This window comes from Vreelandella sp. EE27, from assembly GCF_968206495.1.
Window position 1 is genome coordinate 1,796,784 of record NZ_OZ309109.1, and the last position, 25,865, is coordinate 1,822,648.

The window sequence follows — 25,865 nt, forward strand, 5'->3', positions numbered from 1 at the left end:
GACTCCGCGGCTTTATTCTTGTGGTTCATCCAAAGGCTTCCAGGGCGGTGGGCGCTTGTCGAAAAAGCTCGTAAGCCCTTCCTGGCCCTCGCGGCTAACGCGAAGCTCGGCAATGACCTGGCAGGTGGCCTCCCGGGTGGCGTCACTGTCCGGCGCTTGGCCGACCGTCTCGAGCAGCGACTTGGTCGCGCGCTGCGCCTGGGGCGAGCCCGCCAATAGCGTCTGCGTCATCGTCGCCACTGCTTCATCCAGCGCCTCGATCTCGACGACCCGATGGGCCAGCCCCAACGCGAGCGCGGTGGGGGCATCGATCACCTCCGCCGTTAACGCGTAGCGGCGCATCTGCCGGGCGCCGATAGCACGCTGAACGTAAGGGCTGATGACCGCCGGCGACAGGCCGATCTTGACCTCGGAGAGGCAGAATTTGGCGGCACTCGAGGCCACGACCACATCGCAGCAGGCGGCAAGCCCCACAGCGCCGCCGAACGCCGCACCCTGAACCCGACAGAGCGTCGGGCAGGGTAGGGTATCGAGGCGGTGCATCAGCTCGGAAAGCCTGCGCGAATCCGCCAGGTTATCCTCCCGGCTGTACTCGACCATGCGCTTCATCCAGTTCAGATCGGCGCCGGCGGAGAAGCTCTTGCCCTCGGAGGCCAGCACCAGCACGCGAACCTCGCCTCGCTCGATCGGCGCGATCAGCGCCTTTAGATGGTCGGTCAGCTCCAAAATCAGGTGATCGTCGAAGGCGTTATGGACCTCGGGTCGCTCAAGGCGAAGGGTGGCCACGTGGCGATCGAACGTCAGTGTCGAATGGCTCATGGCATCACATCCTGAACACGCCAAAGCGCGTCTCTTCGATCTCGGCGTTCATCGCGGCGGCCAAGGAAAGCCCCAGCACGTCGCGGGTTTGCAGCGGGTCGATGACGCCGTCGTCCCAAAGCCGGGCGCTGGCGTAATTCGGGTGGCCCTGGTGCTCGTATTGCGCGCGGGTGGGCGCCTTGAACGCCTCTTCGTCCTCCGCGCTCCACGGGCGCCCGTCGCGCTGGAACTGCTCGCGCTTGACCTGAGCAAGCACGCCGGCGGCCTGCTCGCCGCCCATCACCGAAATGCGCGCGTTGGGCCACATGAACAAGAGATTCGGCTCGAACGCCCGCCCGCACATGCCGTAGTTGCCGGCGCCGAAGCTTCCGCCGATCAGCACGGTGAACTTGGGCACCTTCGCGCAGGCCACGGCGGTGACGAGCTTGGCGCCGTGCTTGGCGATGCCTTCGTGCTCGTATTTGGAGCCGACCATGAAACCGGTGATGTTTTGCAGAAACACCAGCGGAATCTTGCGCTGGGCGCAGAGTTCGATGAAGTGCGCGCCTTTCACCGCGGATTCGGAAAAGAGCACGCCGTTGTTGGCAACGACCCCCACCGGGTGGCCATGGATATGGGCAAACCCGGTGACCAGGGTGTCGCCGTAGTAGCGTTTGAACTCGTCGAAATCCGAGCCGTCGACGATGCGCCCAATCACTTCGCGCACGTCGAACGGCTTCTTCAAATCCGTACCCACGATGCCGTAAAGCTCCGCCGGGTCGAGTTTGGGCGGCTCGGGGGCTTTCATGGCAAGCGCACCGCGCTTTTGCCAGTTGAGCCGCGCAATGCAGTTGCGCGCCAGTTGCAGCGCGTGCATGTCGTTTTCGGCGTAATGATCCGCCACGCCGCTTATGCGCGTGTGCACGTCGGCACCGCCCAGGGCTTCGGCGCTGATGCTTTCGCCGGTGGCGGCCTTGACCAGCGGCGGGCCACCCAGAAAGATCGTGCCCTGTTCACGCACGATGATCGACTCGTCCGCCATCGCCGGCACGTAGGCCCCGCCCGCGGTGCAGGAGCCCATGACCACGGCGATCTGGGGAATGCCCTCGGCGGAGAGCGTGGCCTGGTTGTAGAAGATGCGCCCGAAGTGGTCACGGTCCGGGAAGACCTCGTCCTGGCGGGGCAAAAACGCACCGCCGGAATCGACCAGGTAGATACAGGGCAGGCGGTGCTTGCGGGCGATCTCCTGGGCGCGCAGGTGCTTTTTGACCGTAAGCGGGAAGTAGGTGCCACCCTTGACCGTGGCGTCGTTGGCGACGATCACGCACTCCACGCCCTTCACCCGGCCGATGCCGGTGACGACCCCCGCCGCGGGCACCTCGGACTCGTAAACCTCGAAGGCGGCCAGCGCCGAGAACTCCAGAAAGGGCGCGCCCTCGTCGACGAGATGGTCGATGCGGTCGCGCACGAAGAGCTTGCCGCGGCTTTCGTGGCGCTCGCGGGCGCTTTGCCCGCCGCCCTCGGCAATAGCGGCGGTTAACTCGCGCAGTTTCGAAACCTCTGCTCGCATCGCCGCTTCGTTGCTCTGGAACAGCTCGCTACGCGTATTGACCTGGGTGTCGATGCTACTCATGGCGCACTCCTCAGCGGCTCTCGGTAAAGAGTTCACGGCCGATCAGCATGCGGCGTATTTCACTGGTGCCCGCGCCGATCTCGTAGAGCTTGGCGTCGCGCAAAAGCCGCCCGGTGGGGTATTCGTTGATATAACCGTTGCCCCCGAGCAGTTGAATGGCATCGAGCGCCACTTGGGTGGCCTTTTCGGCGCAGTAGAGAATCACCCCGGCGGCGTCCTTGCGTGAGGTATGGCCGCGATCGCACGCCCCGGCCACGGCGTAGAGATACGCCCGGCAGGCGTTGAGCGTGGTGTACATGTCCGCCACCTTGCCCTGCACCAGTTGAAACTCGCCGATGGCCTGGTCGAACTGCTTGCGCTCGTGAATATAGGGCACGACCACGTCCAGGGCCGCCTGCATGATGCCGATGGGGCCGGCGGCCAGCACCGTGCGCTCATAATCGAGCCCGCTCATCAACACGTTCACGCCCTTGCCGACGTCGCCCAGCACGTTCTCGGCAGGCACTTCGCAGTTCTGAAACACCAGCTCGCAGGTGTTGGAGCCGCGCATACCCAGCTTGTCGAGCTTCTGCGCTGTGGAGAAACCCGGCATGCCTTTCTCGATCAAGAAGGTGGTGATGCCTTTCGAGCCGGCGTCCGGGTCGGTCTTGGCGTAGACCACCAGCACATCCGCGTCCGGGCCGTTGGTGATCCACATCTTGTTGCCATTCAAAACGTAGGTATCGCCTTTTTTCTCGGCGCGAAGCTTCATCGAGACCACATCCGAGCCGGCGCCGGGCTCGGACATGGCAAGCGCGCCGACATGCTCGCCGCTGATCAGTTTGGGCAGGTATTGCTCTTTTTGGGCGGGGCTGGCGTTACGCTTGATCTGGTTGACGCAGAGATTGGAGTGCGCGCCGTAAGAGAGCGCAACGGAGGCGCTGGCCCGAGAGATTTCCTCCATGGCGATGCAGTGGGCGAGATACCCCATGCCGCTACCGCCGTCCTCTTCCCCCACGGTAATGCCCAGAAGGCCCATGTCGCCGAACTTCTTCCATAAATCGTTGGGGAATTCGTTTTGCTGGTCTATTTCCGCAGCTCGGGGGGCAATCTCGCTGGCGGCGAAGGCGTTCACCTCGCGGCGCAGCATGGTCATGTCCTCATCCAGGCCAAAGTCGAGTTCCGAATAGAGCGAGTGCATGGTCGGTCACCTGCGTTTTGTTGAATTATTTTTGAGTTTTCCGTGAGCCTTGGCCGCCGATATCAGGAGGAGGGCTCCGGGCGCTTTTTCTCGGCCGGCTTTTGTTCGAGTTCTTCCAGTGCCTGGCGGCAGCGACTTTCGGCGCTTTCGAGCTCGAGCTGCATCATGGTGATATCTTTTATCTGCTGCTCGAGCGCGGCGCGGCGCTCGCGGATTTTGCTCAGCATCAGTGTGAGCTGCTTTTCGCTTCCGCTGCGGGTTTCGTCCCACAGCTCGAAAAGTTCACGAATCTCGGCAAGCGACAGCCCCAGCCGTTTGCCGCGCAGGGTCAGCTTGAGCCGCACCCGGTCCTGGCTGCTGTAAATACGCGTTTGGCCGCGCCGCGTGGGGCTTAAAAGCTCCTGGTCTTCGTAAAAGCGAATGCTGCGGGTGGTCACATCGAACTCGTTAGCCAATTCGCTGATCGAGTAGGTTCTGCTCATAAAAGGTGTCTCTGACAGGGTGTTTTAAGCCGACTCTTGTATCGAGGCTAAAACAAGTTGACGTTAACGTAAAGAAATAGCCGATTGCGCCCTCATCGCCTGTGCCAGGAAGCGGCGGAGAACGTTGCGCTTGGGCAGGCAAAGCGATAAGTTAACGTATACGTCAATTCAATGGACGTCTAATCAATAACGACAACACGTAAGGCCCGCGCCGCCACAGCGGGGGCATTTGCAGGAGACTCGCCATGGATTTCGAGCTGAGTGACGACCAGGTAGCCTTTGCCGATATGGCAAAGGTCTTTGCCCAGAGGGAGCTGGCGCCTAACGCGGCCCGGTGGGACGCCGAGGCGCTCTTTCCGGTGGAAGTGATCAGAAAGGCCGGCGAGCTAGGGTTTTGCGCCCTTTACGCCCCGGAACGCGTAGGCGGGCTTGGCCTTTCCAGGCTGGATGCCAGCATCATCTTCGAGCAGCTTTCGATGGGCTGCACCTCGACCACGGCGTATCTCACCATTCACAACATGGTGACCTGGATGCTGGCGGATTTCGGCAAGGCTCACGTAGTCGAGCAGTGGGGGCCACGGCTTGCCACTGGCGAACTGCTCGGCTCGTATTGTTTGACCGAGCCGGGAGCCGGGTCGGACGCCGCCTCGCTCAAGACCACCGCCAGGCGGGAAGGCGAAGAGTACGTGCTCAGCGGCAGCAAGATGTTTATCTCCGGCGCCGGTAGCACCGACTTTTTGGTGGTCATGGCGCGCACCGGTGGCGAAGGCGCGGCCGGCGTTTCCGCCTTTGCCGTGGACGCCAAAACCGCGGGTATCAGCTACGGGCGTAAAGAAGACAAAATGGGCTGGAACAGCCAGCCGACCCGCATGGTGACCTTCGAAGACGTACGCGTACCCGAAAGCCACCTGCTGGGCAGCGAAGGCGAGGGGTTCAAAATCGCCATGAAGGGCCTGGACGGTGGGCGGATCAACATTGCCACCTGCTCGATAGGCACCGCCCAGCAGGCGCTCAACATGGCCTGTGACTACATGCGCGAGCGCAAGCAGTTCGGCAAACGACTGGCGGAGTTTCAGGCCTTGCAGTTTCGCGTGGCCGACATGGTGACCGAGCTGACCGCCGCCCGCCAGCTGGTGCGCATGGCCGCTACCCGGCTGGACGCCGGCCACGCGGATGCGTCCACCTACTGCGCCATGGCCAAGCGTTTCGCGACCGATGTGGGTTTCAAAGTGTGCGACGAGGCGCTACAGCTCTACGGCGGTAACGGCTACATCAAGGAGTACCCGCTGGAACGCTTCGTTCGCGACACGCGAGTGCACCGCATTCTGGAAGGTTCCAACGAGATCATGCGCTTGATTATTTCCCGCCGGGTGTTGGCCGAAGGCGCGGGCGAGCTATAGTGAAGATGACGTTTGACTGAACAAGGATGCTTCAATGAGTAGCGTACTGTTTAACGAGCACGCCACCAAAGACGGCCACACCCTGGCTGAAATCGTGCTCAACGCCGAGCGCTCGCTCAATGCGTTGACCCTGGAAATGATCGAGGCGATCCGCCCGCAACTGGCCACCTGGCAGGATGATCCGAAGGTCGTGGCGGTGCTGCTCACCAGCGCCGGGGATAAAGCCTTCTGCGCCGGCGGCGATGTAGTGAGCCTGTATCAATCGATCACCGGCGAGAAAGACGACCCGGACTTCCCCGAGCGCTTTTTTACCCATGAGTACCAGCTGGATTTCGAGCTGCACACCTACGCCAAACCGATCATTTGCTGGGGCAGTGGTATCGTGATGGGCGGTGGCATGGGACTATTGAGCGGCTGCAGCCATCGCGTAGTGACCGAGACCTCGAGACTCGCCATGCCCGAGGTCACCATCGGCCTTTACCCGGATGTCGGGGCGAGCTGGTTTTTGAACCGCCTGCCCGTGGGCACCGGGCGCTTTCTCGCCATGACCGGAAGCCCCGTGAACGCCCGGGACGCCGTCCACCTGGGGCTGGCCGACCGCTGCATCGCCGCCGATCAGTTCGAGGCGCTGATGAGTTCGCTCACGCTTGCCGACTGGCAAAAAAATGGCACCATCGACGCCCTCGGCGTGGTCAACCGCTCACTGCGCGAGTTGGAGCAGGCCTCTACCGCCAGTTTCGTCGAAATGGCCACCCCGGTACTCGATTCGATTCCGCTGATCCGTGAGTTGATGGATCACGACACCACCGAGCAGACCGTGGCCGCCATTCTGGCGGTAGAAAGCGACGACAGCTGGTTTAGCCGTGCCCAGAAAACCCTGGCCCACGGCAGTCCCGTGTCGGTCACGTTGATCGACGAGCAGCTCAAGCGCGCCCGCTATATGTCGTTGGCCGAGGTGTTTCGCTCGGAGCTTTCGCTGTCGGTGCAGTGCTGCCGTCACCGGGAGTTTCCCGAAGGGGTACGTGCGCTACTGGTCGACAAGGACGCCAACCCGGCCTGGACCTACCCGGACGCCGCCTCGGTGGAACAGTTCTTCATCGACGAGCTCTTGGCCTCGCCCTGGGAGGAGAGCCCGCTGGCCTCGCTTCGCTAATAAAGGCGGCTATCGATAAAACCAACAACAAGGACAATCCTGATGACCAGTATCGCCTTTATCGGTTTGGGCAACATGGGAGGCCCGATGGCTGCGAACCTTGCCAAAGCCGGGTTCGATGTTCGCGCCTTCGATGTCAGTGAGCAAGCATTAAAGACCGCCAAAGCCCAGGGGTGTGAAGTCGCGGCCTCGGCGGTGGAGGCCGTGCAAAGCGCCGACGTTATAATCTCCATGCTGCCCGCCGGGCAACACGTTCGCGCGCTGTTCCTGGAGGGCCAGGCGCCGCTTTTCGACGTCATCAAACCCGGAGCGCTGGTGATCGATTCCTCCACCATCGATGCCGGCACCGCCCGCCATGTGGCCGCCGCCGCCGAAGAGAAAGGCATCCATTTTATCGATGCACCGGTTTCCGGTGGCGTAGGGGGCGCCCAGGCCGCAACGCTTACGTTTATCGTGGGCGCAAGCTCAGAGCAGTTCGCCCAGGCCAGGCCCATACTCGATGTCATGGGCAAGAACATTTTTCACGCCGGCGAGCACGGCGCGGGGCAGGTGGCCAAGGCGTGTAACAATATGCTCCTCGCGATCCTGATGGCCGGCACCTGCGAGGCGATCAATATGGGCGTGAAAAACGGCCTCGACCCCGGCGTACTCTCCGAGATCATGAAGCAGAGCTCCGGCGGCAACTGGGCGCTCAACGTCTATAACCCCTACCCGGGGGTGATGGAAAACGCGCCGGCCTCGAAAGGCTACCAGGGTGGTTTTTTGGTGGATTTGATGAACAAGGACCTGGGGCTTGCCATGGACATCAGCCAGCAAAGCGCTGCTCCCGTGCCCATGGGCTCGGCCGCCCGCGCGCTCTTTACCCTGCATAAAGCCCAGGGCCACGGCCGGCTCGATTTCTCCAGCCTAATGACTTTTTATCAAGGCAATGAAAACCCATAACGGGGTAGCGAATCCTGCGAGGTGCAACGTAAGGTGCCCGCAAAGGCCAGCCTTGCCACGCTATTCAACGCAAGCCACACTTCATGTCTTACCATCGCTCAACGACAAGGATTGCCATGATTACGCTATGGGGCCGCGACAACTCCACCAACGTTAAAAAAGTACGCTGGGTACTCGAAGAGCAGGGCCAAGACTACGAGCAGATCCAGGCGGGCCTGCAGCACGGTGTCAACGACACGCCACAATACAAGGCGATGAACCCCAACGGCCTTGTGCCGGTTCTCAAAGACGACGCCACCGACAGCGTGCTGTGGGAATCCAATACCATCATGCGGTATCTGGCGGCTCAGTACGGTGAAGGCACGCTCTGGCTTGAGTCACCGGCCAAGCGCGCCCAAGCCGAGAAGTGGATGGATTGGGCTAATACGCGGCTCTCGCCGAACCATCGCGTCATGCTGATGGGCTACGTGCGCACTCCGCCGGAGGCCCGCGATCTCGAGAAACTCGAAGCCGGCACTGCCGCGTGTGAAGAGCTTTTCCAACTGCTCGATGAGGCGTTGGAAAATCAAACGTGGCTTTCCGGCGAGCAGTTCGGTCTGGCCGATATCGCCGTGGCCCCGTTCGTCTACAACCTCTGGAACTGCGGCCTCACCTGGAACCCACGTACTCACCTCGAGCGCTGGTACCAGGCCCTGACCGAGCGCTCTGCCTTTCAGAAAGTCGTCATGATCCCGGTCAGCTAAACAAAACAGATCGCACCCCCGGTAACACCGGGGGTGCGTTAATGACTCGCCAGATCTGGGCCGAATGGCAGCGCTCGACAAAATCATGGCAGGGCGCCGACAGGCTTTTAAACCCTTGACCCCATGCGGCTAGCAACAAAGACGGTTTCATCAGCATAAAATTAATCAGGATTGATGCAATCAACGCAAACTTGAAGCTAAGCTGGGATTGGCGCTGCGTTACGGGTATCACGCTCGGGTAGAAGTACTCGCCGTCTAACGCCTTTTCTGTACGGTAAAATAAAAAGAACAAAGCTCCTGTATTTATTTTCCTTGGTAAGGCTCTTTACAGGCGATCGACATGGCTTTTGTTGGCAATGAACCTCATCACAATGCTTTGAGCTTGCTCGTCAAGGCGGCAGCCTGCTCAGTAGATTGCCCAACCGGGCTCCTGGTAGGCGGTGTAGAGACTGAATGGGGCCTTCTGGCAAGCTACCCAGACGAGCGCCAACTGGCGTTTAATAGCCAAGCCGAACAGTGGCTGAAATCGAATTTCACCGACAGCCAGCCCCTCATCATCGATGACGCGTTAGCTCGATCCCTGCCCGATTTTTTTCGAAAGCTAAGTGGCCCCGGGCATGAATTTATCGTTGGCCAAGCGGTAGAGGACGAAAAGGGGGAAACGATAGGGGTACTGTTGTTAAGCGGTTCTTCGCCACAAAAGCGATTGAGCAATGCACAAATCTATGCCTTACAAACGCACGCGGCGCTCATTAGTCAAACGCTTCAACGACAAGCCGAGTCGTTTGTTTCGCAGCAAAAAACGTTCATGGAACGTCTTCGTTTATTAGAGTCCGTCGTGGTCAATGCCAAGGATGCGATCCTGATTACAGAGGCCGAGCCCATCGACGAGCCTGGCCCCAGGATCGTCTATTGCAACCCGGCTTTTTTGAATACCACGGGTTATACGTTATCCGAAGTGATCGGGCAGACGCCGAGAATACTTCAATGCGAGCAGACCAGTCGTGACACCCTGGATCTCATTCGAAACGCGCTTTCAAAATGGCAGTCCATCGAAGTCGAAATTCTCAATACCCGCCGCGACGGCAGCCACTTTTGGGTCGAGTTGAGCATTGTCCCGGTAGCCAACGAGAAAGGCTGGTTCACTCATTGGGTTTCCGTGCAGCGGGATATCAGCGAGCGCAAGAAATCCGAGCATTTGACGTTACAGGCGCTTGCCGACCGGGAAGAAAAGGTCGCTTTGGAAAGTCGTTTAAAAGAGCGCGAGCGCATCGAAGAAGAGTTGTCCTACGCCGCTTACCACGATGACTTGACGTCGTTGTATAACCGGTCTTACCTGATGACGCTGCTGGGAGACCTCTTTAGCAATGACGACTACCCCAAAACACCCGACGCTACGGTACTTTTTCTGGATGTCGATAGGTTCAAATTCGTCAATGACAGCCTTGGCCACCGAACAGGCGACATACTGCTCGAAAAGGTCGCACGGCGGCTCGAAAAATGTATTAGAGAAGAGGACGTATTAGCCAGGGTCGGTGGCGATGAATTTGCCATTCTGCTGGTGGGCGAGGCCCCATCGTCGCTGGCGACCAGGCTTGCCCAACGCATTGTCGATCAACTGAGTTTGCCGATCGTGATCGATGGGCACGACCTTTATACCTCCTGTAGCATCGGTATAGTCACCGCGGATGTGGCGCATACCTTGCCAGAGGATCTACTGCGTGATGCTGACATTGCCATGTATGCCGCCAAGAAACATGGCCGGGGGCGGTGGGCCCTGTTCGATGTATCCATGCGCGAGGCGGCCATCGAAGCGCTGGCAATGCAGAATGCGCTAAAGCAGGCCGTAGCGAATAATGAGTTCTCCGTTGTCTATCAGCCTATTTACAGCACCCTTTCAGGGGATATTTCCGGCGCCGAAGCATTGGTGAGATGGCATCATCCGGTGCTTGGCCGGGTATCGCCGGACCGCTTTATCCCTGTCGCCGAAGATATCGGGGTCATACACGAACTAGGCCGCTGGGTCATGCAAGAAGGGTGTGCTGAACTCAAGCGCTGGAAGGCCGCGTTCCCTGGGCTGACATTGCACCTGAACGTGAATGTCTCGGGTATCGAGCTTAGCCGAGCCGGTTACGTCAGCCAGGTAAAGGATATCCTCGCGCAGACCGGTATCGATGCCCGTGATCTTCAAGTCGAAATCACGGAATCCGTTTTTCTCCACCAGCCCGATAAAATAGCCAGCGTGTTGGAGAGCCTTCGAGAGCATGGCGTGCGTATCGCACTGGATGATTTTGGGACCGGATACAGCGCCCTTGGCTACATCGACCGCTACCCAATCGATGCCATCAAAATCGACCAGTCATTCGTATCCCGAATGATGACTTTCCAACGAAGCGAAGCCATCGTTAGAAGTATCTTGTCGTTAGGCCGGGCCTTGAATATCGATATTACGGCCGAAGGTGTCGAGACCGATCCTCAATTACAGTGTTTAAAAGAGATGAAGTGCCCATTTGCTCAAGGCTATTTGCTAAGTCGCCCTGTCGATGCTGAACAAATCATGACACTTTTAAAGCTTCAGAACGCCAGGTCGACCTTCTCGTCTTAAACATATAATACGCGGCTGGCCTATCGAACTTGGCAAGGTATTGGGGTGTTTGAACGGGGAGACTCGTTCAATTCCCCAATACGTTAGTCTCTTTTTTCTTCGATGCTTTTGCGGCTTTCTTTTCTTTAGCTGTTAAAAGGGGTTTCTTTTTTGTGTCTTTTTTACTGTCTTGGCCTTTGCTCATGATAGCTACCTATATGAGTTAATGAGTTGACTAATAAAACAGTATTTCAACAATGCTTGAAAGTCGATAGTAGCTTAAAAAGCCGCAATGTACATTGTTATATAGTGCTGGCTTTCAAGAAAAGGTAAAACCTTCTTTTTTTAGAGTGCATACTCGAGCCAACGACCCTTTTGCAAGGGTGAGCTTTGGACAGTCGGCTGGAGCGAAAGGCCGCAAGCCCAAAACGGCGCTTTGCCCTGCCCCCAGGTGCCACGGGGTGCGTTTATCGCGCCGCGATCGACCTCGGCCAAATTTGACATACCCAACGCTTGCCCGAAGCGCTGCCGTCAGTAGCGCCATGTTCAGTGGCGGCGTGTCAGTTCTTCGCTGGCCGAAACGGAAACTTTCCTCCATATTTACAAGGGGTAAGATCACGAGTTACCGATGTATAGCCGTGGTAACGATAATGAGCGATAGATCGAGTGAGAGGGATGCACCAATGACAGGGAAAAATAAATCATCATCGACAGGATTTCTGAGTGATAACCGGGTAAAGGTGCTTTTGGTACTCCTGATGGTGGCGGTCGTCTGGGCCGTCGTGGCGCACTTCATTGCCAACTCGCGAGGGGAGACGAACGACGCGCTTGAAGCGAGATTGGCCGAAACAGAGCGTGAGCATCAACAGGTTCAGGCTCAGATGTCAGAGGTGGAGGCCGCGGAGCTGGACCTTGCCACCTTGCAGCAGCGAAGGAACGCTCTCGAGGCCGAGCAGAGCGAAGCGCAAGCGGCGCTGGCTTCGACGCGAGCGGACATCGCCAATGCCGAAGAAGATTTGAGCGCCTTGCAGGGAGAGCGTGAAAGCCGTGAAGAAGAACTGACGACGCTCAACGAGCAGATCGACGAAAGGCAGCGCCGTCTCGAGGAACTCGAAGAGACCACCACCGAGCGTGAAAACGAGATCCAGCAGGCAGAAGCTGCCCGGGACGATGCACGTCAATCCCGCCAGGAGGCTGAAGAGGCCCGCGAACAGGCCGAATCGGAGCTTGAGGCGTTAAACGCTGAGGTCGATGAGGCCAATGATCGGCGCGACGCCGTGCTTGAAGAGGTAAGTGCGTTGGACAGAACCCGCGAAGCGCTCGTTATCGAAATTAACGCGCTTCGGGTGATGGGCAACGCCGCGCGCTGAACGTCTCTCCCCGTTCATTGAACGGGGAGGTCGCCACTCGAGAAAGTAAAAAGCGTCTGAGGGTGAAAAGTAATCACCCCAAGCGCTACTGCAAATCGTTGGAAAACCGCTGTACGGCATCGACGACCTGTTTAGCGCCTTCCTGAATCTCCAGAATCACCGTACCCGCTTGGCTTGCCAGTTCCAGTCCTTGTTCGGCTTCTTCCCGGGTGCTGAAAACCTGGCGCATGACATCATGCGAGAGCGTCTGATTCTTCTGAACGACTTGGGTAATCTCCACGGTGGCTGCGCTGGTACTGGCCGCAAGCTTTCGCACCGCATCGGCCACTACTGCGAACCCGCGCCCCTGCTCGCCGGCCTTGGCGGCTTCGATGGCAGCGTTGATCGCCAGCATGTTCGTTTGTACCGCGATTCCGCCAATGGTTTGTACAATGGCGTTGATCTGTAGGGACTGTTTATCCAGCGCTTCGATGCTATCTGACGCTGTCTGCATTTCCGTGGTGATATGGCGCATGGTTTCGACGGTTTGCTGGATCACGGTTGCGCCTTTATCGGCGCTCTCATCCGTTCGTTGAGATATCTCGAACGCCAGGCTGGCGCCTTCGCGTACCTGGGCTTCCTGCGCCATTTGATCGGTGATGACGGTGGCGAATTTCACCACCTTGCAGAGGTGGCCTTCCGCGTTGTAAACCGGGTTATAAGTGGCCCTCAGCCACACTTCGCTCCCTCGGCTGTCGATCCGCTTGAAGCGGTCGGCGACATACTCACCGCTGTTGAGTTTGTCCCAGAACGCCGCGTACTCCGGCGAGCCAACTTCTTCTTTGGTGCAGAACATACGGTGGTGCTGGCCGACTATCTGTTCGAGCGGGTACCCCATGGCCTGCAGGAACTGATCGTTGGCGGTGATGATGGTGCCATCGAGCTTGAACTGGATGACCGCGGTGGAGCGGATCAGCGCGGCAATGAACGACTCGCTCTCTTTGGCGCCTTCTACCTTCTGGGTGACGTCGCGGCCGTAACCTTGCACATAAGCGAGCTTACCGCCGGCACCGCGTACCGGTAGCCAGTCGATATTCAGCCAAATCAGGGAGCCATCGGCTCGCAAGTAGCGGTAGTTGTCGTTGACCGGAGCGAGCACCGAGATGGCTTGTTTGAAAGCGCGAAAGCAGGAAAGCTCCGCGACGTAGGAGGGCAAAAAATCCGTCATCGGCCGCCCCAGAACTTGCTCTCGCGGGTAACCAAGGGCATCGACAAACCCTTGGTTTAGCCCAGAGATAGCCAGGTCGGCATCCAGCGTGATGGAAAGCGTACCCCGTTCCATCTGATCATGTAGCTGGCGAAGCGCAGCCCATCCTCCGCGCGGGTTCTTGGTTTTTTTCTTGAACAGAAGATTAAACATCAAAGGACTCCAATCAACGATAACAGTAGCTATCGGCAAGTCGAATCGGCTCTTGAATCCGCTCGTTAAAAAAGCGTTGTCGAGTAATTTAAGGTTTACAGTCCACCCTATGGCATTCATGCCGGTAGGAGAACGAGATAGCCAACTCTGTCGTGATTGTCGGCTGGAAATGAAGGCAACGGTGAAGCCAGTTCGGTGAATGCTTAACTGGCTGATGACATGGCCTATCACCATTTGCTAATTTACTGAGTAAAATAATCGTTTATAGGGCAGGGCAACCCGATAAGCGTGAACATCGTGGATCGTAAAGGCGGTGTCGACATGAAGCCCATCTCCGCCTTGAGCCGGGTGTGCTGGCAAATGCAGCGGCTACGTGAATTATGCGTACGCAGTCAATTTGAAGTTTCAAATCAGTAATGCCCAACAATCAGGGTGGATTTTATAGGCAGTATTTTTCTGTTAAACGTGCAAGCACGTTTACTGGATAAAATATTGGGCAGTCTGATATCTTTGAGGCTTTTTCACCGTAGGCAATAGGGTTTAAAAAAAAGGAGTATGTGAGTTGAAGAAAATTGGATTAGTGGGTGGGCTAGGCTGGGTGTCTACACTCGAGTATTACAAACATATAAATGTTTTGACCCATCAAGAATGTGGTGGCCATAAAAGTGCCCACCTTTTAATCGAAAGCCTTGACGAGGGATTGTTCCTCGAAAATCAAAGTAGCGACCCGACAGAAAAGTTGTGCGAGAAAATGATTCTCGACGCTGTAGAAGTACTTGTTTCTGGAGGCGCAGAGGTAGTCGCGTTATGCGCGAATGGGTTGCATCGTTTTATGTGTTCTATAAAAGCCAGGTATGATGTTGAATTGGTGGATATTAGAGATGCAACTGCTAAATCCATTCAAAAAATGGGCTTGGATCGTGTGGGTCTTATGGGCGTACAAAAAACCATGGAAACAGAGTTCTATAAAGGTGCCCTTCAAAACTTTGGCATCGAAGCCATAGTGCCTGAGCAAGCCTCTAGAAACTACGTTCATCAGAAAATCGTATCAGAATTGGTATTAAATGACTTCAGTGAAGCAACAAGGCATGGCTTTTTATCCGTCATAGAAGAATTGATTGCGCAAGAGGCGCAAGGTGTAATTTTGGGTTGTACTGAAATTCCTTTGCTAATAACTGATTCAGAACACAAGGGGGTTCCTTTGTTTTCAACGACGGAAATTCATTGCCGTGAAATAGTGGAAAGAGCACTTAATTAGTATCGTCCTTAAAAGGTTCTAAGGGGGGGGCAAAGTGGAGTGCTATAATTATAAATTGACGTGGTGGTGAGGGTGTTTATGCCCGCTTGATCGGTAGCGGGTGGCCGTCCTCGAAGATATCGACTCACGAACGGATTGACCCACAGAGCCGCTCATGCCTGCCATCCCTATTATTATCATCTCCCTGTTCTTCGTTCTCGGCGGCGTCGCGCATTTCGCGCTGACCGATTTTTTCGTGCAGGCCATGCCGGGTTATCTGGGCTATCACCGCGAGCTGGTCTTGATTAGCGGCGCGTTCGAGCTTATGGGCAGCATCGGCATTTTGCTTCCCCGAACCCGGCGGCTGGCAGGGTGGGGGCTAATCGCGTTGATGGTGGCGGTCTTCCCCGCCAATGTACAAATGGCGCTACACCCCGAGCAGTTTCCGGCCATTCCCCTGTGGCTTTTGTATTTTCGCTTGCCGCTGCAGGCGCTGTTCATCGGCTTCGTCTGGTGGGCCATCCGCCGAAAGAGCGCCAATTGAAGGGCGTCTTTTTTCATTGCGTATTTCGAAATATGAATGACCGTTAGGTTATGAGCGCAAATTAAAAGGTCCTGGCATCATCAGACACATGCATTAGGCTGAAAGCATGAGGCATTTCATCGCTTCCAGCCCTTACGCAGCTTTCTGGAACCTTGATCGGCCTCTTCAGGCGGCCCGTGGCCCTCGGGTCGCCCTCCAGCAAAGTGCAATCAGGAGGACATCACCATGGCGACGAAATCGAAAGGTAACGGCGGCGGGAAATCCACTAACGCGAATGCACCGATAAAATCGATCGCTTGCGGGTCGGAACGGCTGCTGATGGCCGCCCTCGAGCGAGGCGGCAATTGTCTGGAAACCGGCCGGTACCTGGTGAGCTACCGCGAGGGGATGCTGGATGAAGGAATCAAGGTGCTGAAGGATCAGCAGTTTCGCGTGGCCGATGCGCGGGATTTCAGTGAACAGGTGGCCAACCTGGAAGAGGCGGGGGATGCGGAAGTGATGGTGTTTCCCGAGCTGGGCGTGGCGCTATTGGGTGGCGATGCTCTAGAGCTGCGGGAGATGCGCAGTGACGACAAGCTGTTCGCCCAGAGCGCCATCGCATCAATCGAACCGGAGTACTTCACGTTTTCGGAAAGCGCCGAGTATCTGCGGGGCTTTCTACGCGCGGCCAATGCCATCGCCGAGGACCTGGGCCAGCTCGACGAACGGGGCAGCCAGCCCTTCGAGCCAAGCGCCGATGAAGTCACTTGGGGGCTGGCACAGTGTCGCGTGCCCCAGAGCGCCTGGACCGGTGCCGGCATCAAGGTGGCGGTGCTCGATACCGGCATCGACCCAGGGCATCCGGATTTTGCGGGCCGTTCGATGTTCGGGCGCTCCTTCGTCGGTGAACCCGTGCAGGATCTTCACGGCCACGGCACGCACTGTATCGGCACCGCCTGCGGGCCCCGCGCGATGAATGGACGTACACCCGCTTATGGTGTGGCCTCGGCCGCCGAGATCTACGCCGGCAAGGTGCTGACCAACTCCGGGGGCAGCGCCGGAGGGAGCGTGCTCTCGGGGATGAACTGGGCGGTCGCCAACCGCTGCGAGGTGATCTCCATGTCGCTGGGCGGTCAAAGCCCGGTGCAAACGGCGTTCACCCGTGCCGGGCAAGCCGCGCTACAGAGTGGCTGCCTGCCCATTGCCGCGTCCGGTAACGAAGGGGCGCGTACCGGCTCCCCGGCCAATTCGCCGACCATCATGTCGGTGGCCTCGCTGGACCCGAACCTCGCTCGTTCCAACTTTTCTAACTTTGGTAAGGTAGAGATTGCCGCCCCGGGGCGGGACGTGTTCTCCGCCTGGCCAAGGCCCCAGAATTACCGCACCATCAGCGGCACCAGTATGGCCACGCCCCACGTGGCGGGCTGCGCCGCGCTTTGGGCGCAGTCGGATGCCTCGCTGCGCGGAACCGAGCTATGGCAGCGGCTGGTCGCCTCGGCGCGGCGTTTGTCTGGCTCGGAGGCTTACGTTGGCGCGGGGCTGGTGCAGGCGCCCTGAATGCGAAGATAATGACGAATACAAGAGCCACGGCGGCCGCGCTCGGCGCGGCCGCTTACGTAGTGCCGGGAGGTCACGATGCAAAAAGTCGAGTTCTGGATCGTTACGCTGTCGAGTGAGTATTCGATGAGCGATATGGCGACACATTTGCAAGAACAGGGGCTTCGAATCAAGGAGCAATTGGACGCAATCGGCTGTATCACCGGCGAGGCGGACAGCGCCGCGGCGGAGCGTATTCGCTGCCTGGAAGGCGTGATCGATATCGCCCCGGATACGCCGCTGAATATCGGCCCGCCGGACGCCGACCAGACCTGGTGAAAATGCCTCGGCCGAGACGTAACCCGCTAGACTGATGGCATGCTATTTTGCAGACAGACACGTCAGACAGACACGGATGACCGCCATGACCCACGACTGGCTCGCTTTCGCCAAGTCCCTTCGCTCGATCGCCCAGACCGGGCAGACCTACACCACCAACAAGTACGAGCTGGAGCGCTACCGCCAGCTCGAGACGCTGACCAACCAGATGTTTGCCGTCCTGGGCGATGTGCCCGTCGAGAAGATCGAAAACCTGATCATCCCGGACAAGGGCTACGCCACGCTCAAAGTGGACGTGCGCGGCGCGGTGTTCGATGAAAAAGGCCGGGTGTTGCTGGTGCGCGAAATCAAGGATGGCCTTTGGACGCTGCCCGGCGGCTGGGCGGATGTCAACGAAGGCCCGAGCGAAGGCGTGCTCAAGGAGATCTTCGAGGAGTCCGGGCACCGGGCGAGCAACCCGCGTCTTGCCATGCTCAAGGATCGAAGCCTGCACCCCTACGCTTACTACTCGCCGGATCACATCTATAAGCTGTTCTACGTATGCACGTTAGAAGGCGGCGCATTCGTGGCCAATAACGAAACCGACGCGGCGGCGTTTTTCCCTCTCGATGATTTGCCGCCGCTTTCCGAAGGGCGCACCTTGCCCACCGATATTCATGAGTGCTGGGCGTTTGCCGAATCCGGCGCGCCGGGGATCTACAGTGACTGATCCACGCGCCCATTCCTGGCGTTGGTCTTAAAGTTTTTCCAATACGTCGAAGTGATCGCACCCGGCGATATCGTTTCGCGTGACCTCTACGCCCGCCGCCTTCAACGCGGCGGCGAAATTCGCGGCCTGCTGATGAAAGGTGGGCGGGTCGTTTTCGGCAACCACCACCTGGCAGGGCGGTAGCCCGCTTAGCGGGCCGAACTGAGGGCTGAGCGCCCGCGCCTGGGCGTGGCTCAGGCCAAGCGCGGCGTTCACGTAGGTATCGACCAACGGTGTCAGATCAAAAACGCCGCTGACCAGTACCAGCTCATCGATGGGAACGCCGCTGCGGGCGGCCACCCAATAAGCCAGTTGGGCGCCAGCGCTGTGCCCGCCCAGGGTGATCGACCAGGTCCCGCCGTTTTCTGCAAGCCCTCGATACGCTGCCTCCAGGCCTTGAATGCACTGCTCGATCATCGCCTCGATAGTGGCGCCGGGGGCCAACTCATAGCTGATCGAGGCAAACGCCATGCCCCGGGCCAGGTAACGGCGGGCGAGAAAGTCCGTGGCCGTGTTGTCGAGTTCCTGCCAGTAGCCACCGTGGATGAATACCATCAACGGCCAGGGGCCTTCGCCCTGGGGGAGAAAAAGGTTGAAACATGGCGCAGGGGAATTGCCTGGGCTGATCGTCACCGGGCGGTGATGGGCGGCGAGCTCGCGCCCGGCGACGGCCTGACGGGCGAGGGTGGCTTCGAAATCCCGCGCGAAGTGGCTCGGGGAATAGGCAGTATCCTGGCGTGTCTTACTCATCTCGATCTCTCAGGTAACGGCGCCGCGCACGTGAAACTGCGGGTCCTTGTACTCACCGCTTTCGACCACGTCGCGAAACTGGCCGGCGGCTTGCCATACGTCTTCATAGCTAAGGTAAAGCGGGGTGAAGCCAAAGCGCATCAGGCCGGGCTCGCGGTAGTCGCCGATCACGCCGCGGGCAATGAGCGCCTGCACGATGGCGTAGCCGTTTTCAGTATCGATCAACGAGACCTGGCTGCCCCGGCTTGCGGCCTCGGGGGTAATGTCATCGATGCCGTGGGTTTTAAAAAGATCGCCCAGGCATTCGCGGAACAGATCCGACATCGCGAGGCTTTTTTCGCGCAGAGCCTGCATGTCGACCTCATTCCAAAGCGCCAGCGAGGCCTCGAGCGCCGAATAGGCCAGGGCTGAGTGGGTGCCGGTACGAAAGCGCGATATGTCCCCGGCGGGGGTGTAGTCGGTTGCGAACTTGAAGGGCGCTGCATGGCCGTGCCAGCCGGAAAGCGGCTGCCAGCCGCCGTTTTGAACGTCGCTTCTAACGTAAACGAAGGCCGGCGCGCCCGGGCCGCCATTCAAGTACTTGTAGGTACAGCCAACCGCGAAGCGCGCACCGGCCTCGTTGAGCTCGACGGGTAAGGCCCCGGCGGAGTGGGCGAGATCCCAGATGACCTCGGCGCCCTGGGCGTGGATGAGCTTCGTCGTAGCGGCCATGTCGCGTAGCTTGCCGGTACGGTAGTTCGCCTGGCTGAGTACGACCACCGCCACCCCCTCGAGGTGCTCGGCAAGGTCCGCATCTTCGGGTAGAAAGCGGTGCTCGAGGCCACTCACCTGGCAAAACCCCTGGGCGATGTAGCCGTCGGCCGGGAAGTTGCTCTCCTCGGAAAGCACCGCCTGGCGTGTCGCCGGGGCTTGCCTTGTGATATAGCCCAGCAATTTGAAAATATTGAGCGTGATGTTGTCGGTGACGATCACTTCATTTTGGCTGGCGCCGATGACCGGGGCCAGTAGGTTACCCAGGCGCTCCGGAGCGTCGAACCACCCCTGGTTCCAGCCCTTGATCAGCTCGTCGCGCCATTGATCGAGCGTGTCGTCCACGGCTTTTCTGGCCGCCTGGGGCTGGGCGCCCAGCGAGTTACCGTCAAGGTACAGCATGCCCTCGGGCAGGGCGAAGTGCCCCTTGAAGGCGGCCAAGGGGTCGTTGCGGTCGCGCTCTCGTACACTTTGCAGGCTTACACCGTTATAGCTATCACTCATGACACATCTCCTGCTAGGGTCTGTCTGAAAAGTCGACGAGCGCAGGCACTTTTCAGACAGAGCCTAAATCGAATGGCGTTTCTATCAAGGCTTTCGCCTTCGGAGTCAGATCGTGGTTCTAACGCTCCAAAGCTCGGGGAAGAACTGCAAATCCAGTGCCTTGACGAGATAATTGACGCCTGCAGTGCCGCCGGTACCGCGCCGGTAGCCGATGATGCGCTCCACGGTTTTCATATGGTTGAAGCGCCAGCGCTGAAAGTTGAATTCTACGTCCACCAGCTTTTCGGCCAGCTCGTAAAGGTCCCAATACTGCTCGCTTTGGCGATAGATCTCGGTCCAGACTTTTTCGACATCCGGGCTCGCCTGGTAGGGCTCGCTCCAGTCACGCTCGATTTTATCCGCCGGTATGGCGAAGCCGCGCCGCGCTAAAAGCTGCAAAACGACATCGTAAATGCTCGGCGCGTGAAGCGCGTCCTGCAGCTTTTGGTAGTGTTGGGGTCTGGCGCGGTGCGCCTCGATCATTTTGGCGTTCTTGTTGCCCAGCAAGAATTCGATTTCACGGTACTGGTAGGACTGAAACCCGGAGCTTTGGCCGAGGCTGTCGCGAAAACTCGCGTAGTCCGCCGGGGTCATGGTGACCAGCACTTCCCAGGCCTTGATCAGTTGCTCTTGAATACGCGCGACGCGGCTGAGCATTTTGAAAGCGGGGGATAGATTGTCCTGGGCGATGTGCGCCGCGGCGCCCTGGGCTTCGTGCAGGCAAAGCTTGATCCAGAGCTCGGACACCTGGTGAATCACGATGAACAGCAGCTCGTCGTGCTCATCGGATGCCGGGGTTTGGCAGGCCAGCAGCGTTTCCAGGTCCAGATACTGGCCGTAGCTTATGTCTTGGTCCCAGTGAATGGCTTCGTTATCGACGGCGTTTTTAGACGTGGTCATGAGGTTGTCGCCTTGGCTGCGGTGAGTGGTTGCGCCTCGGGTTCGCCCAAATCCCAAAAGACCCCCACGGCCATTTTGAGCCCTTGCTCGACGATGGTTTCCAGCAGGTGCTCGTTCGGCGCGTGCTGATTGCAGGAAGGGTAGGAGTGGGGTAGCCATACCGTGGGCAGCGTTAGCACGTCGGCAAAGCAGTGGTTGGGAATGGTGCCGCCCAGGTTGGGAAGAATATGGATGGGCTCGTTCAAGGTCTGCTCGGCGGATTTGGCGACGAAGCCGACCCAGGGGTGGTCGGCGTCCAGGCGCGTGGCGGCGTAACCTCCAAGCATTTCGAGGGCCACTTCTTCGAATCCGTGCATGTCCAGGTGCTGGCGTAGACGGGCTTCGATCGCTTTCCAGTCGGTGCCTTTCACAAAGCGCAGTTGTAACACCGCCTCGGCGAGTTCCGGAATCGCGCCTACCGGCTTGTCCGTACGCCCGGCGCTCAGCCCTAAAATCTCCAGCGTGTTGGCGCCGTAAAGGCGCTCGCCGCCGCTGAGCGCGCGTTCACCCCAGCAGGGGTTGATAACGGGGTCGAGGGCGCCGCCGCCGACCGGCAAATGGCGGATCAACTTGCCCACGCCATCGGTGATGGCCGGCGCTTTCATGAAGTTGGCGAGCACTTCGCCCTTTTGTGATACAAGCGTGGCCAGGGCGTTACTCAGCACCACCGCGGGGTTGGTGATGACCCCGCCCCAGTTGCCCGAGTGGCGCCCACCATTGCCGGTGTTGAGCGACAGCTTGAACTGGAGCACCCCGCGTGAGCCCAGAAAGAGTGTGGGCATGTCGTCGCGAATACGCGGGCCGTCCGAGGCGAGAAAAAGGTCCGACTTGAGCGCGTCACGGTAAAGGCGGCAGGTCTCCTCGAGCCCCGGCGAGCCGATCTCTTCGCTCATCTCGAAGAGTATTTTGACGTTGTAACCAAGCTTGCCTTCCCGCGCCTTGAGGGTTGCTTCAAGTGCGGTCAGGTTGACGCTATGCTGGCCCTTGTTGTCCGCCGAGCCGCGGCCATAAATGTGGCCATCGATGAACGTCAGCGCCCAGGGGTCGATGTCGCTGGACCACTGCGTTTCCTGGCCGTCAGTCACATCGCCGTGCCCGTAGAGCAGAAGCGTCGAGAGCGATACATCCTCGATACGCTCGCCGATCAGCAGCGGCGGCATGCCCTCTTGGGGGTTATCGATCACGCGGCAGGTGAAGCCAAGCCCGCTCAAGAAGGGTTCGATCTCGGTATCGAGGTAGCGCTCGAGCATCTTTTTGCACTCGGCGTTCTGGCTCACCGTGCGCATGGCGACCCGCCGCGCCAGGGTTTTGTAAAAGTTGCCGTTCGAGAGCTCTTCCAGGGCCAGCTTGATGGCATCTTGCCGGGTCGAGCGGGCGCTCGTTTTGGCAGTCGGTTGCTCGTTCGAGTACGCAGTCGTCATGGCGGGCCTCGGCTAAAGGGGCAAGTAAGTACGAGAAGCCTAGTGCTTGCTCCGGTTTGCCACAATTATTAATATATCAAGTTATGTTTATTTTAATTAGAAACCGCTAGCGCCTTGCCAGGCGTTTTCTCTTGATGGGCGATGACCCAGGAGTGGCCATGCTGGAACTCAACTTACGCTACTTTCAAAGCGTGGCTAAAACCGGCTCGCTTTCCGCGGCGGCGGAGGAGCTGCACGTGGCGGTATCGGCGGTCAGCCGTCAGATTACCAACCTGGAGCAGCGCCTGGAGCTAAAGCTCTTTATCCGCCAGCCCCGGGGGATGGCGCTCACCGAAGCGGGGAAGCTGCTTCAGGCTTACGCGCTGCGTAATCAGTTGGAGCTCGAAAGCGTGGTCGACGAGATGCATAGCGCCACCACCCGCCAGCGCCAAACGATTAGCGTGGCCTGTCCGGACGGCATGGCGTGGCACTTTCTGCCCAGCGTGATTGCGCGCTTTATCGGCGAGCATCCCGAGATCGGCTTCGACCTTCAGGTGGTGGGGTCCGCGCGCGCCTCGGAGCTGGTCAAGCAAGGCAGCGTGGATATCGCGCTGACCTTCAGCCTGTCGGTGGATATTGGTGTGCAGGTGGTATCGAGTCACAGCGCGGCGATTAGCGCGCTGATGTCGGCCCAACACCCCCTGGCACAGAAGGCTTCGCTCCAGGTAAAGGATTTGCGCGACTACCCGCTGACCATGTCGGTCACAGGTTCGACGGTGCGCCACCTGTTCGACGTCGCGTGCAGCTTGTCCGGCGTCAAACTTCACCCAAGCGTTGCCTGTAATACCCTGGGGGTCACCTACACGGTGGTTAGCGAACATCCGAGCATGATCGGGCTTTGCAGTGCGGTGTCGGTCAGTGGCCGAACCCAGGAGGAGGGCTTGGTGCTAAGGCCGTTCGAGGAACCCCAGCTTTCACAGCGAAGCCTTCAGGTGCAGGTCATGGCCGAGCGCCAGCTTCCGGAGCACATCGAAACGTTTTTACGGTGTTTGGAAGAGCAACTTGCAAAGGCGGGGGAAACACCTTCGTCGGGGCTTGGCTGACGAAGGTGTTTCAGGGGAGGCAAGCGCTTGCGTTAAAACGGGCCGTAGTCGATGGCCACGGCCACGCCCACGAAGAGCGCCCCGATCAGGACCCAAAGCGACACCAGCGGCAGTACGAACCTGAACCATTCCACGTAGGAGACGCGGCCGATCGCCAAACACGCCATCAAGGTGCCGGAAAGCGGCGTGACGATATTGGTGACCGCATCGCCCAGCTTGAAGGTGATGAACGTGGCCTGGCGGGTCACTTCGAGCATGTCGCCGATGGGCACCATGATCGGCATCACGATCGCGGCCTGGCCGGTGCCCGAGGTAATCAGGCCGTTGAACAGCAGGTTGAAGCCATAGAGCAGTTCCATCGCCACGATCTTGTCGTGGCCATGCAGCGAGGTCGCCACGCTATGGACGATGGTATCGATCAACTCGGCCTGTCTAAGTAGCACGATCACTGCCGCGGCCACCCCGACCACCAGCGCGCCGTACAGTACTTCGCCGGCGCCGGCCATCAACCGCTTGATAAAGGCGTTGGGTGAGATTTTTGCGATCACCGCGGTGAGTACGCCCATCATCAGAAAGGTGGCGGAGAGCTGGGGAATGCTCCAGCCGTGATTGAACGCCCCATAAATAAAGAAACCGAAGCCGAATACGAAAAGCGCCAGCACCAGCTTGTGGGTCAACGTAAAGGTGGTGGCTTCGGTCGGCTGCTGCCCATCCTGGGTCTCTTCGATGAACGACGCGCCCATGACGCTTGCCTTTGGGTCTGTCTTGATGCGCCTGGCATAGCGGCAGATATAGACGGCGGTCACGCCCAAAAAGACCACGAAAATCGCCCCGCGGTAGAGGACACCGGAAAACAGCGGAAGCTCGGCAATGGTTTGGCCGGTCACCGTCACGGTGGGATCGAAAACGCCAGCGCCAAAGCCTGCGTAGGAGCCCAAAAAGATGATCGCCACGCCAACCACGGGGTCGAGGTTCATCGAGCGGGCCAGGTAGAGCCCGATGGGGATGAAAGCGATAGCCAGGTTGGCGCCTACACCTACCGAGGCAAGCGTTGCGAAGGTCGCGCAGAAGATGAAAATCAACACGTTCTGGCGCCCCCTGGCCAGCGCGATCAGCCGATGTATACCCGCGCTGATCGCCCCGGTCGATTCGATCACCTTCAGTACGCCACCCACGATCAAGATCAGAAAGACCAGCGTGGAAGCCGCGACCAGCCCGTTATGCATGGCGGTGAACAGGTCCATTACGTTCAGCGAATCGGCACTGATATAGCGAAAGCTTTCGGTATCGACCTGGGTCAGGCCGTTTTCGACGGTTCTTTCATAGGTACCGGCCGGCACCACGTAAGAGGCGAGGAGCACCAGCACCATAAAGCCAAACAAAATGATGAACACATCCGGCATGGCGCGTTTTTTCTTGCCCCTGGCGCTTGCCTCGGTCGAACGCAACGTCTCTTTCATCGATCTCTCCGCTTCCAGCGTTATGGTTTTAGTGTGCAGGCATGCTTCAGGGTTTTTAATTATCACGACACATAAAGGGCAACTACTTGGCATCAGATCTGCGCAGGTCGCCAAAAAGGCCAGCAGACGAGACGCTAAAAGGGGTAGCCCTTGACGTGCGGTTTATCCAAAAGGGCGTTAAGTGGCGGGCAGTTGCGCCGCAGGTTGCCGAAAATCAAGCTACCAGGTAAGCCAAAGGGCGGCAATTGTGTATTTTGCAAGTCTGCTTTCTATTTTATGCAAGCCAGATGTCTTAAAACGGCGCCGTTAGCGCTCGCCCCTTCGAGGTGAAACCTCAAAGCGCTTTAGGCGTCTCAAAACACACCTGGCGTTAGGGTGCTCAACCGTAGGCTATAAAGGCTCGCTATGTCGTCTTCCGTTTATCTTTTACTGGCTGATGCCGTACTCATCGTTCACGTACTGTTCGTTGCGTTCGTGGTGGGCGGCATACTGGCCGTTTACCTCGGGCGTTTGTTGGGCTGGCGCTGGGTGCGCAATCGCAGGTTCCGGCTAGTACACCTGGGCGCGATTGGCTACGTGGTCGTTCAGGCCTGGCTTGGCCTCATTTGCCCGCTTACCCGGCTGGAAATGGCGCTACGCTTTGAAGCGGGCCAAGCCACCTACGCGGGCGCTTTTATTCAGCACTGGCTGCAAAGCCTTATTTACTACACTGCGCCGGCCTGGGTCTTTGGATTGGTGTACTCGGTTTTCGGCGCGCTGGTGCTGGCAAGCTGGTGGGCCGTACCGCCTAAAAGAAAAACCGCCGGCACACGCCAGGATTGTAATAATAATCATTGTTAATTTAAGCTTAACC

At 58.6% G+C, this 25,865-nt stretch carries 23 protein-coding genes; 13 read left to right on the forward strand and 10 right to left on the reverse strand.

Features of this window, described 5'->3' with window-relative positions; all coding sequences use genetic code 11:
- Positions 1 to 12: 12 nt before the first annotated feature.
- The 4 genes from ACWHVV_RS08675 to ACWHVV_RS08690 form a co-directional block, all read right to left on the reverse strand.
- Complete coding sequence (locus tag ACWHVV_RS08675) at positions 13 to 819, reverse strand: enoyl-CoA hydratase/isomerase family protein (protein ID WP_447928967.1); 807 nt, start codon at positions 817 to 819, stop codon at positions 13 to 15.
- A gap of 4 nt (positions 820 to 823) precedes the next feature.
- Positions 824 to 2,431 carry a carboxyl transferase domain-containing protein gene (locus ACWHVV_RS08680; protein WP_447928968.1) on the reverse strand — a complete coding sequence of 536 codons (1,608 nt, stop codon included), beginning with the start codon at positions 2,429 to 2,431 and terminating at the stop codon, positions 824 to 826.
- 10 nt (positions 2,432 to 2,441) lie between these two features.
- A complete protein-coding gene (locus ACWHVV_RS08685) occupies positions 2,442 to 3,611 on the reverse strand; it encodes an isovaleryl-CoA dehydrogenase (RefSeq protein ID WP_447928969.1) in 1,170 nt (389 codons plus the stop codon).
- 62 nt (positions 3,612 to 3,673) lie between these two features.
- Positions 3,674 to 4,093 (reverse strand): MerR family transcriptional regulator, encoded by a 420-nt coding sequence (locus ACWHVV_RS08690; protein WP_447928970.1) that lies wholly within the window; start codon positions 4,091 to 4,093, stop codon positions 3,674 to 3,676.
- 245 nt (positions 4,094 to 4,338) lie between these two features.
- Between ACWHVV_RS08690 and ACWHVV_RS08695 the strand changes: the two genes are divergently transcribed.
- From ACWHVV_RS08695 to ACWHVV_RS08720, 6 genes are all read left to right on the forward strand, one after another.
- Positions 4,339 to 5,493, forward strand: a complete 1,155-nt coding sequence (locus tag ACWHVV_RS08695) for an acyl-CoA dehydrogenase family protein (protein WP_447928971.1) — start codon at positions 4,339 to 4,341, stop codon at positions 5,491 to 5,493.
- A 34-nt stretch (positions 5,494 to 5,527) separates the two neighbouring features.
- Positions 5,528 to 6,646: an enoyl-CoA hydratase/isomerase family protein gene (locus ACWHVV_RS08700; RefSeq protein ID WP_447928972.1), complete on the forward strand. Its 1,119-nt coding sequence runs from the start codon at positions 5,528 to 5,530 to the stop codon at positions 6,644 to 6,646.
- A gap of 42 nt (positions 6,647 to 6,688) precedes the next feature.
- The gene (gene mmsB / locus ACWHVV_RS08705; RefSeq protein ID WP_447928973.1) at positions 6,689 to 7,588 is read left to right on the forward strand and encodes a 3-hydroxyisobutyrate dehydrogenase; all 900 of its coding nucleotides are present in this window, start codon (positions 6,689 to 6,691) and stop codon (positions 7,586 to 7,588) included.
- A gap of 116 nt (positions 7,589 to 7,704) precedes the next feature.
- Positions 7,705 to 8,331, forward strand: coding sequence for a glutathione S-transferase family protein (locus ACWHVV_RS08710; protein WP_447928974.1), 627 nt, complete (start codon positions 7,705 to 7,707; stop codon positions 8,329 to 8,331).
- 340 nt (positions 8,332 to 8,671) lie between these two features.
- A complete protein-coding gene (locus tag ACWHVV_RS08715; RefSeq protein ID WP_447928975.1) occupies positions 8,672 to 10,936 on the forward strand; it encodes a sensor domain-containing protein in 2,265 nt (754 codons plus the stop codon).
- A gap of 662 nt (positions 10,937 to 11,598) precedes the next feature.
- Complete coding sequence (locus ACWHVV_RS08720; RefSeq protein ID WP_447928976.1) at positions 11,599 to 12,285, forward strand: hypothetical protein; 687 nt, start codon at positions 11,599 to 11,601, stop codon at positions 12,283 to 12,285.
- 85 nt (positions 12,286 to 12,370) lie between these two features.
- Here ACWHVV_RS08720 and ACWHVV_RS08725 read toward each other — a convergent pair whose 3' ends face one another.
- Positions 12,371 to 13,684 carry a methyl-accepting chemotaxis protein gene (locus ACWHVV_RS08725; protein WP_447928977.1) on the reverse strand — a complete coding sequence of 438 codons (1,314 nt, stop codon included), beginning with the start codon at positions 13,682 to 13,684 and terminating at the stop codon, positions 12,371 to 12,373.
- Positions 13,685 to 14,246: 562 nt separating this feature from the next.
- Between ACWHVV_RS08725 and ACWHVV_RS08730 the strand changes: the two genes are divergently transcribed.
- The 5 genes from ACWHVV_RS08730 (at position 14,247) to ACWHVV_RS08750 (ending at position 18,028) form a co-directional block, all read left to right on the forward strand.
- Positions 14,247 to 14,942: an aspartate/glutamate racemase family protein gene (locus ACWHVV_RS08730; RefSeq protein ID WP_447928978.1), complete on the forward strand. Its 696-nt coding sequence runs from the start codon at positions 14,247 to 14,249 to the stop codon at positions 14,940 to 14,942.
- 154 nt (positions 14,943 to 15,096) lie between these two features.
- Positions 15,097 to 15,465 carry a DoxX family protein gene (locus ACWHVV_RS08735; RefSeq protein ID WP_447928979.1) on the forward strand — a complete coding sequence of 123 codons (369 nt, stop codon included), beginning with the start codon at positions 15,097 to 15,099 and terminating at the stop codon, positions 15,463 to 15,465.
- Between the two features lie 225 nt (positions 15,466 to 15,690).
- The gene (locus ACWHVV_RS08740; protein WP_447928980.1) at positions 15,691 to 17,001 is read left to right on the forward strand and encodes a S8 family serine peptidase; all 1,311 of its coding nucleotides are present in this window, start codon (positions 15,691 to 15,693) and stop codon (positions 16,999 to 17,001) included.
- Positions 17,002 to 17,079: 78 nt separating this feature from the next.
- Positions 17,080 to 17,319: a hypothetical protein gene (locus ACWHVV_RS08745; protein WP_447928981.1), complete on the forward strand. Its 240-nt coding sequence runs from the start codon at positions 17,080 to 17,082 to the stop codon at positions 17,317 to 17,319.
- Between the two features lie 85 nt (positions 17,320 to 17,404).
- Positions 17,405 to 18,028, forward strand: a complete 624-nt coding sequence (locus ACWHVV_RS08750; RefSeq protein ID WP_447928982.1) for an NUDIX hydrolase — start codon at positions 17,405 to 17,407, stop codon at positions 18,026 to 18,028.
- 27 nt (positions 18,029 to 18,055) lie between these two features.
- Here ACWHVV_RS08750 and ACWHVV_RS08755 read toward each other — a convergent pair whose 3' ends face one another.
- From ACWHVV_RS08755 to ACWHVV_RS08770, 4 genes are all read right to left on the reverse strand, one after another.
- Positions 18,056 to 18,817 carry an alpha/beta hydrolase gene (locus ACWHVV_RS08755; RefSeq protein WP_447928983.1) on the reverse strand — a complete coding sequence of 254 codons (762 nt, stop codon included), beginning with the start codon at positions 18,815 to 18,817 and terminating at the stop codon, positions 18,056 to 18,058.
- A 9-nt stretch (positions 18,818 to 18,826) separates the two neighbouring features.
- Positions 18,827 to 20,071: a kynureninase gene (kynU, locus tag ACWHVV_RS08760; protein ID WP_447928984.1), complete on the reverse strand. Its 1,245-nt coding sequence runs from the start codon at positions 20,069 to 20,071 to the stop codon at positions 18,827 to 18,829.
- A 105-nt stretch (positions 20,072 to 20,176) separates the two neighbouring features.
- On the reverse strand, positions 20,177 to 21,010 hold the full coding sequence (kynA, locus tag ACWHVV_RS08765; protein WP_447928985.1) for a tryptophan 2,3-dioxygenase: 834 nt from the start codon (positions 21,008 to 21,010) through the stop codon (positions 20,177 to 20,179).
- Positions 21,007 to 22,470 (reverse strand): M20 family metallopeptidase, encoded by a 1,464-nt coding sequence (locus ACWHVV_RS08770; protein WP_447928986.1) that lies wholly within the window; start codon positions 22,468 to 22,470, stop codon positions 21,007 to 21,009. The genes kynA and ACWHVV_RS08770 overlap by 4 nt, the downstream gene beginning before the upstream one ends.
- Before the next feature lie 158 nt (positions 22,471 to 22,628).
- Between ACWHVV_RS08770 and ACWHVV_RS08775 the strand changes: the two genes are divergently transcribed.
- The gene (locus ACWHVV_RS08775) at positions 22,629 to 23,552 is read left to right on the forward strand and encodes a LysR family transcriptional regulator (RefSeq protein ID WP_447928987.1); all 924 of its coding nucleotides are present in this window, start codon (positions 22,629 to 22,631) and stop codon (positions 23,550 to 23,552) included.
- Positions 23,553 to 23,584: 32 nt separating this feature from the next.
- Here the strand turns inward: ACWHVV_RS08775 and ACWHVV_RS08780 are convergent, their stop codons facing one another.
- On the reverse strand, positions 23,585 to 25,012 hold the full coding sequence (locus tag ACWHVV_RS08780) for a YfcC family protein (RefSeq protein ID WP_447928988.1): 1,428 nt from the start codon (positions 25,010 to 25,012) through the stop codon (positions 23,585 to 23,587).
- 405 nt (positions 25,013 to 25,417) lie between these two features.
- Between ACWHVV_RS08780 and ACWHVV_RS08785 the strand changes: the two genes are divergently transcribed.
- Complete coding sequence (locus tag ACWHVV_RS08785) at positions 25,418 to 25,852, forward strand: DUF2784 domain-containing protein (RefSeq protein WP_447928989.1); 435 nt, start codon at positions 25,418 to 25,420, stop codon at positions 25,850 to 25,852.
- Positions 25,853 to 25,865: the final 13 nt, after the last annotated feature.

Excerpts from the sequence above, each read along its gene's own strand:
- kynU (WP_447928984.1), bottom strand. The coding sequence starts at position 20,071 with ATGAGTGATAGCTATAACGGTGTAAGCCTGCAAAGTGTACGAGAGCGC.
- ACWHVV_RS08725 (WP_447928977.1), bottom strand. The coding sequence starts at position 13,684 with ATGTTTAATCTTCTGTTCAAGAAAAAAACCAAGAACCCGCGCGGAGGA.
- ACWHVV_RS08750 (WP_447928982.1), top strand. The coding sequence starts at position 17,405 with ATGACCCACGACTGGCTCGCTTTCGCCAAGTCCCTTCGCTCGATCGCC.
- ACWHVV_RS08695 (WP_447928971.1), top strand. The coding sequence starts at position 4,339 with ATGGATTTCGAGCTGAGTGACGACCAGGTAGCCTTTGCCGATATGGCA.
- kynA (WP_447928985.1), bottom strand. The coding sequence starts at position 21,010 with ATGACCACGTCTAAAAACGCCGTCGATAACGAAGCCATTCACTGGGAC.
- ACWHVV_RS08690 (WP_447928970.1), bottom strand. The coding sequence starts at position 4,093 with ATGAGCAGAACCTACTCGATCAGCGAATTGGCTAACGAGTTCGATGTG.
- ACWHVV_RS08770 (WP_447928986.1), bottom strand. The coding sequence starts at position 22,470 with ATGACGACTGCGTACTCGAACGAGCAACCGACTGCCAAAACGAGCGCC.
- ACWHVV_RS08745 (WP_447928981.1), top strand. The coding sequence starts at position 17,080 with ATGCAAAAAGTCGAGTTCTGGATCGTTACGCTGTCGAGTGAGTATTCG.
- ACWHVV_RS08740 (WP_447928980.1), top strand. The coding sequence starts at position 15,691 with ATGGCGACGAAATCGAAAGGTAACGGCGGCGGGAAATCCACTAACGCG.
- ACWHVV_RS08780 (WP_447928988.1), bottom strand. The coding sequence starts at position 25,012 with ATGAAAGAGACGTTGCGTTCGACCGAGGCAAGCGCCAGGGGCAAGAAA.
- mmsB (WP_447928973.1), top strand. The coding sequence starts at position 6,689 with ATGACCAGTATCGCCTTTATCGGTTTGGGCAACATGGGAGGCCCGATG.
- ACWHVV_RS08775 (WP_447928987.1), top strand. The coding sequence starts at position 22,629 with ATGCTGGAACTCAACTTACGCTACTTTCAAAGCGTGGCTAAAACCGGC.
- ACWHVV_RS08785 (WP_447928989.1), top strand. The coding sequence starts at position 25,418 with ATGTCGTCTTCCGTTTATCTTTTACTGGCTGATGCCGTACTCATCGTT.
- ACWHVV_RS08700 (WP_447928972.1), top strand. The coding sequence starts at position 5,528 with ATGAGTAGCGTACTGTTTAACGAGCACGCCACCAAAGACGGCCACACC.
- ACWHVV_RS08735 (WP_447928979.1), top strand. The coding sequence starts at position 15,097 with ATGCCTGCCATCCCTATTATTATCATCTCCCTGTTCTTCGTTCTCGGC.
- ACWHVV_RS08680 (WP_447928968.1), bottom strand. The coding sequence starts at position 2,431 with ATGAGTAGCATCGACACCCAGGTCAATACGCGTAGCGAGCTGTTCCAG.
- ACWHVV_RS08710 (WP_447928974.1), top strand. The coding sequence starts at position 7,705 with ATGATTACGCTATGGGGCCGCGACAACTCCACCAACGTTAAAAAAGTA.
- ACWHVV_RS08715 (WP_447928975.1), top strand. The coding sequence starts at position 8,672 with ATGGCTTTTGTTGGCAATGAACCTCATCACAATGCTTTGAGCTTGCTC.
- ACWHVV_RS08720 (WP_447928976.1), top strand. The coding sequence starts at position 11,599 with ATGACAGGGAAAAATAAATCATCATCGACAGGATTTCTGAGTGATAAC.
- ACWHVV_RS08685 (WP_447928969.1), bottom strand. The coding sequence starts at position 3,611 with ATGCACTCGCTCTATTCGGAACTCGACTTTGGCCTGGATGAGGACATG.
- ACWHVV_RS08755 (WP_447928983.1), bottom strand. The coding sequence starts at position 18,817 with ATGAGTAAGACACGCCAGGATACTGCCTATTCCCCGAGCCACTTCGCG.
- ACWHVV_RS08675 (WP_447928967.1), bottom strand. The coding sequence starts at position 819 with ATGAGCCATTCGACACTGACGTTCGATCGCCACGTGGCCACCCTTCGC.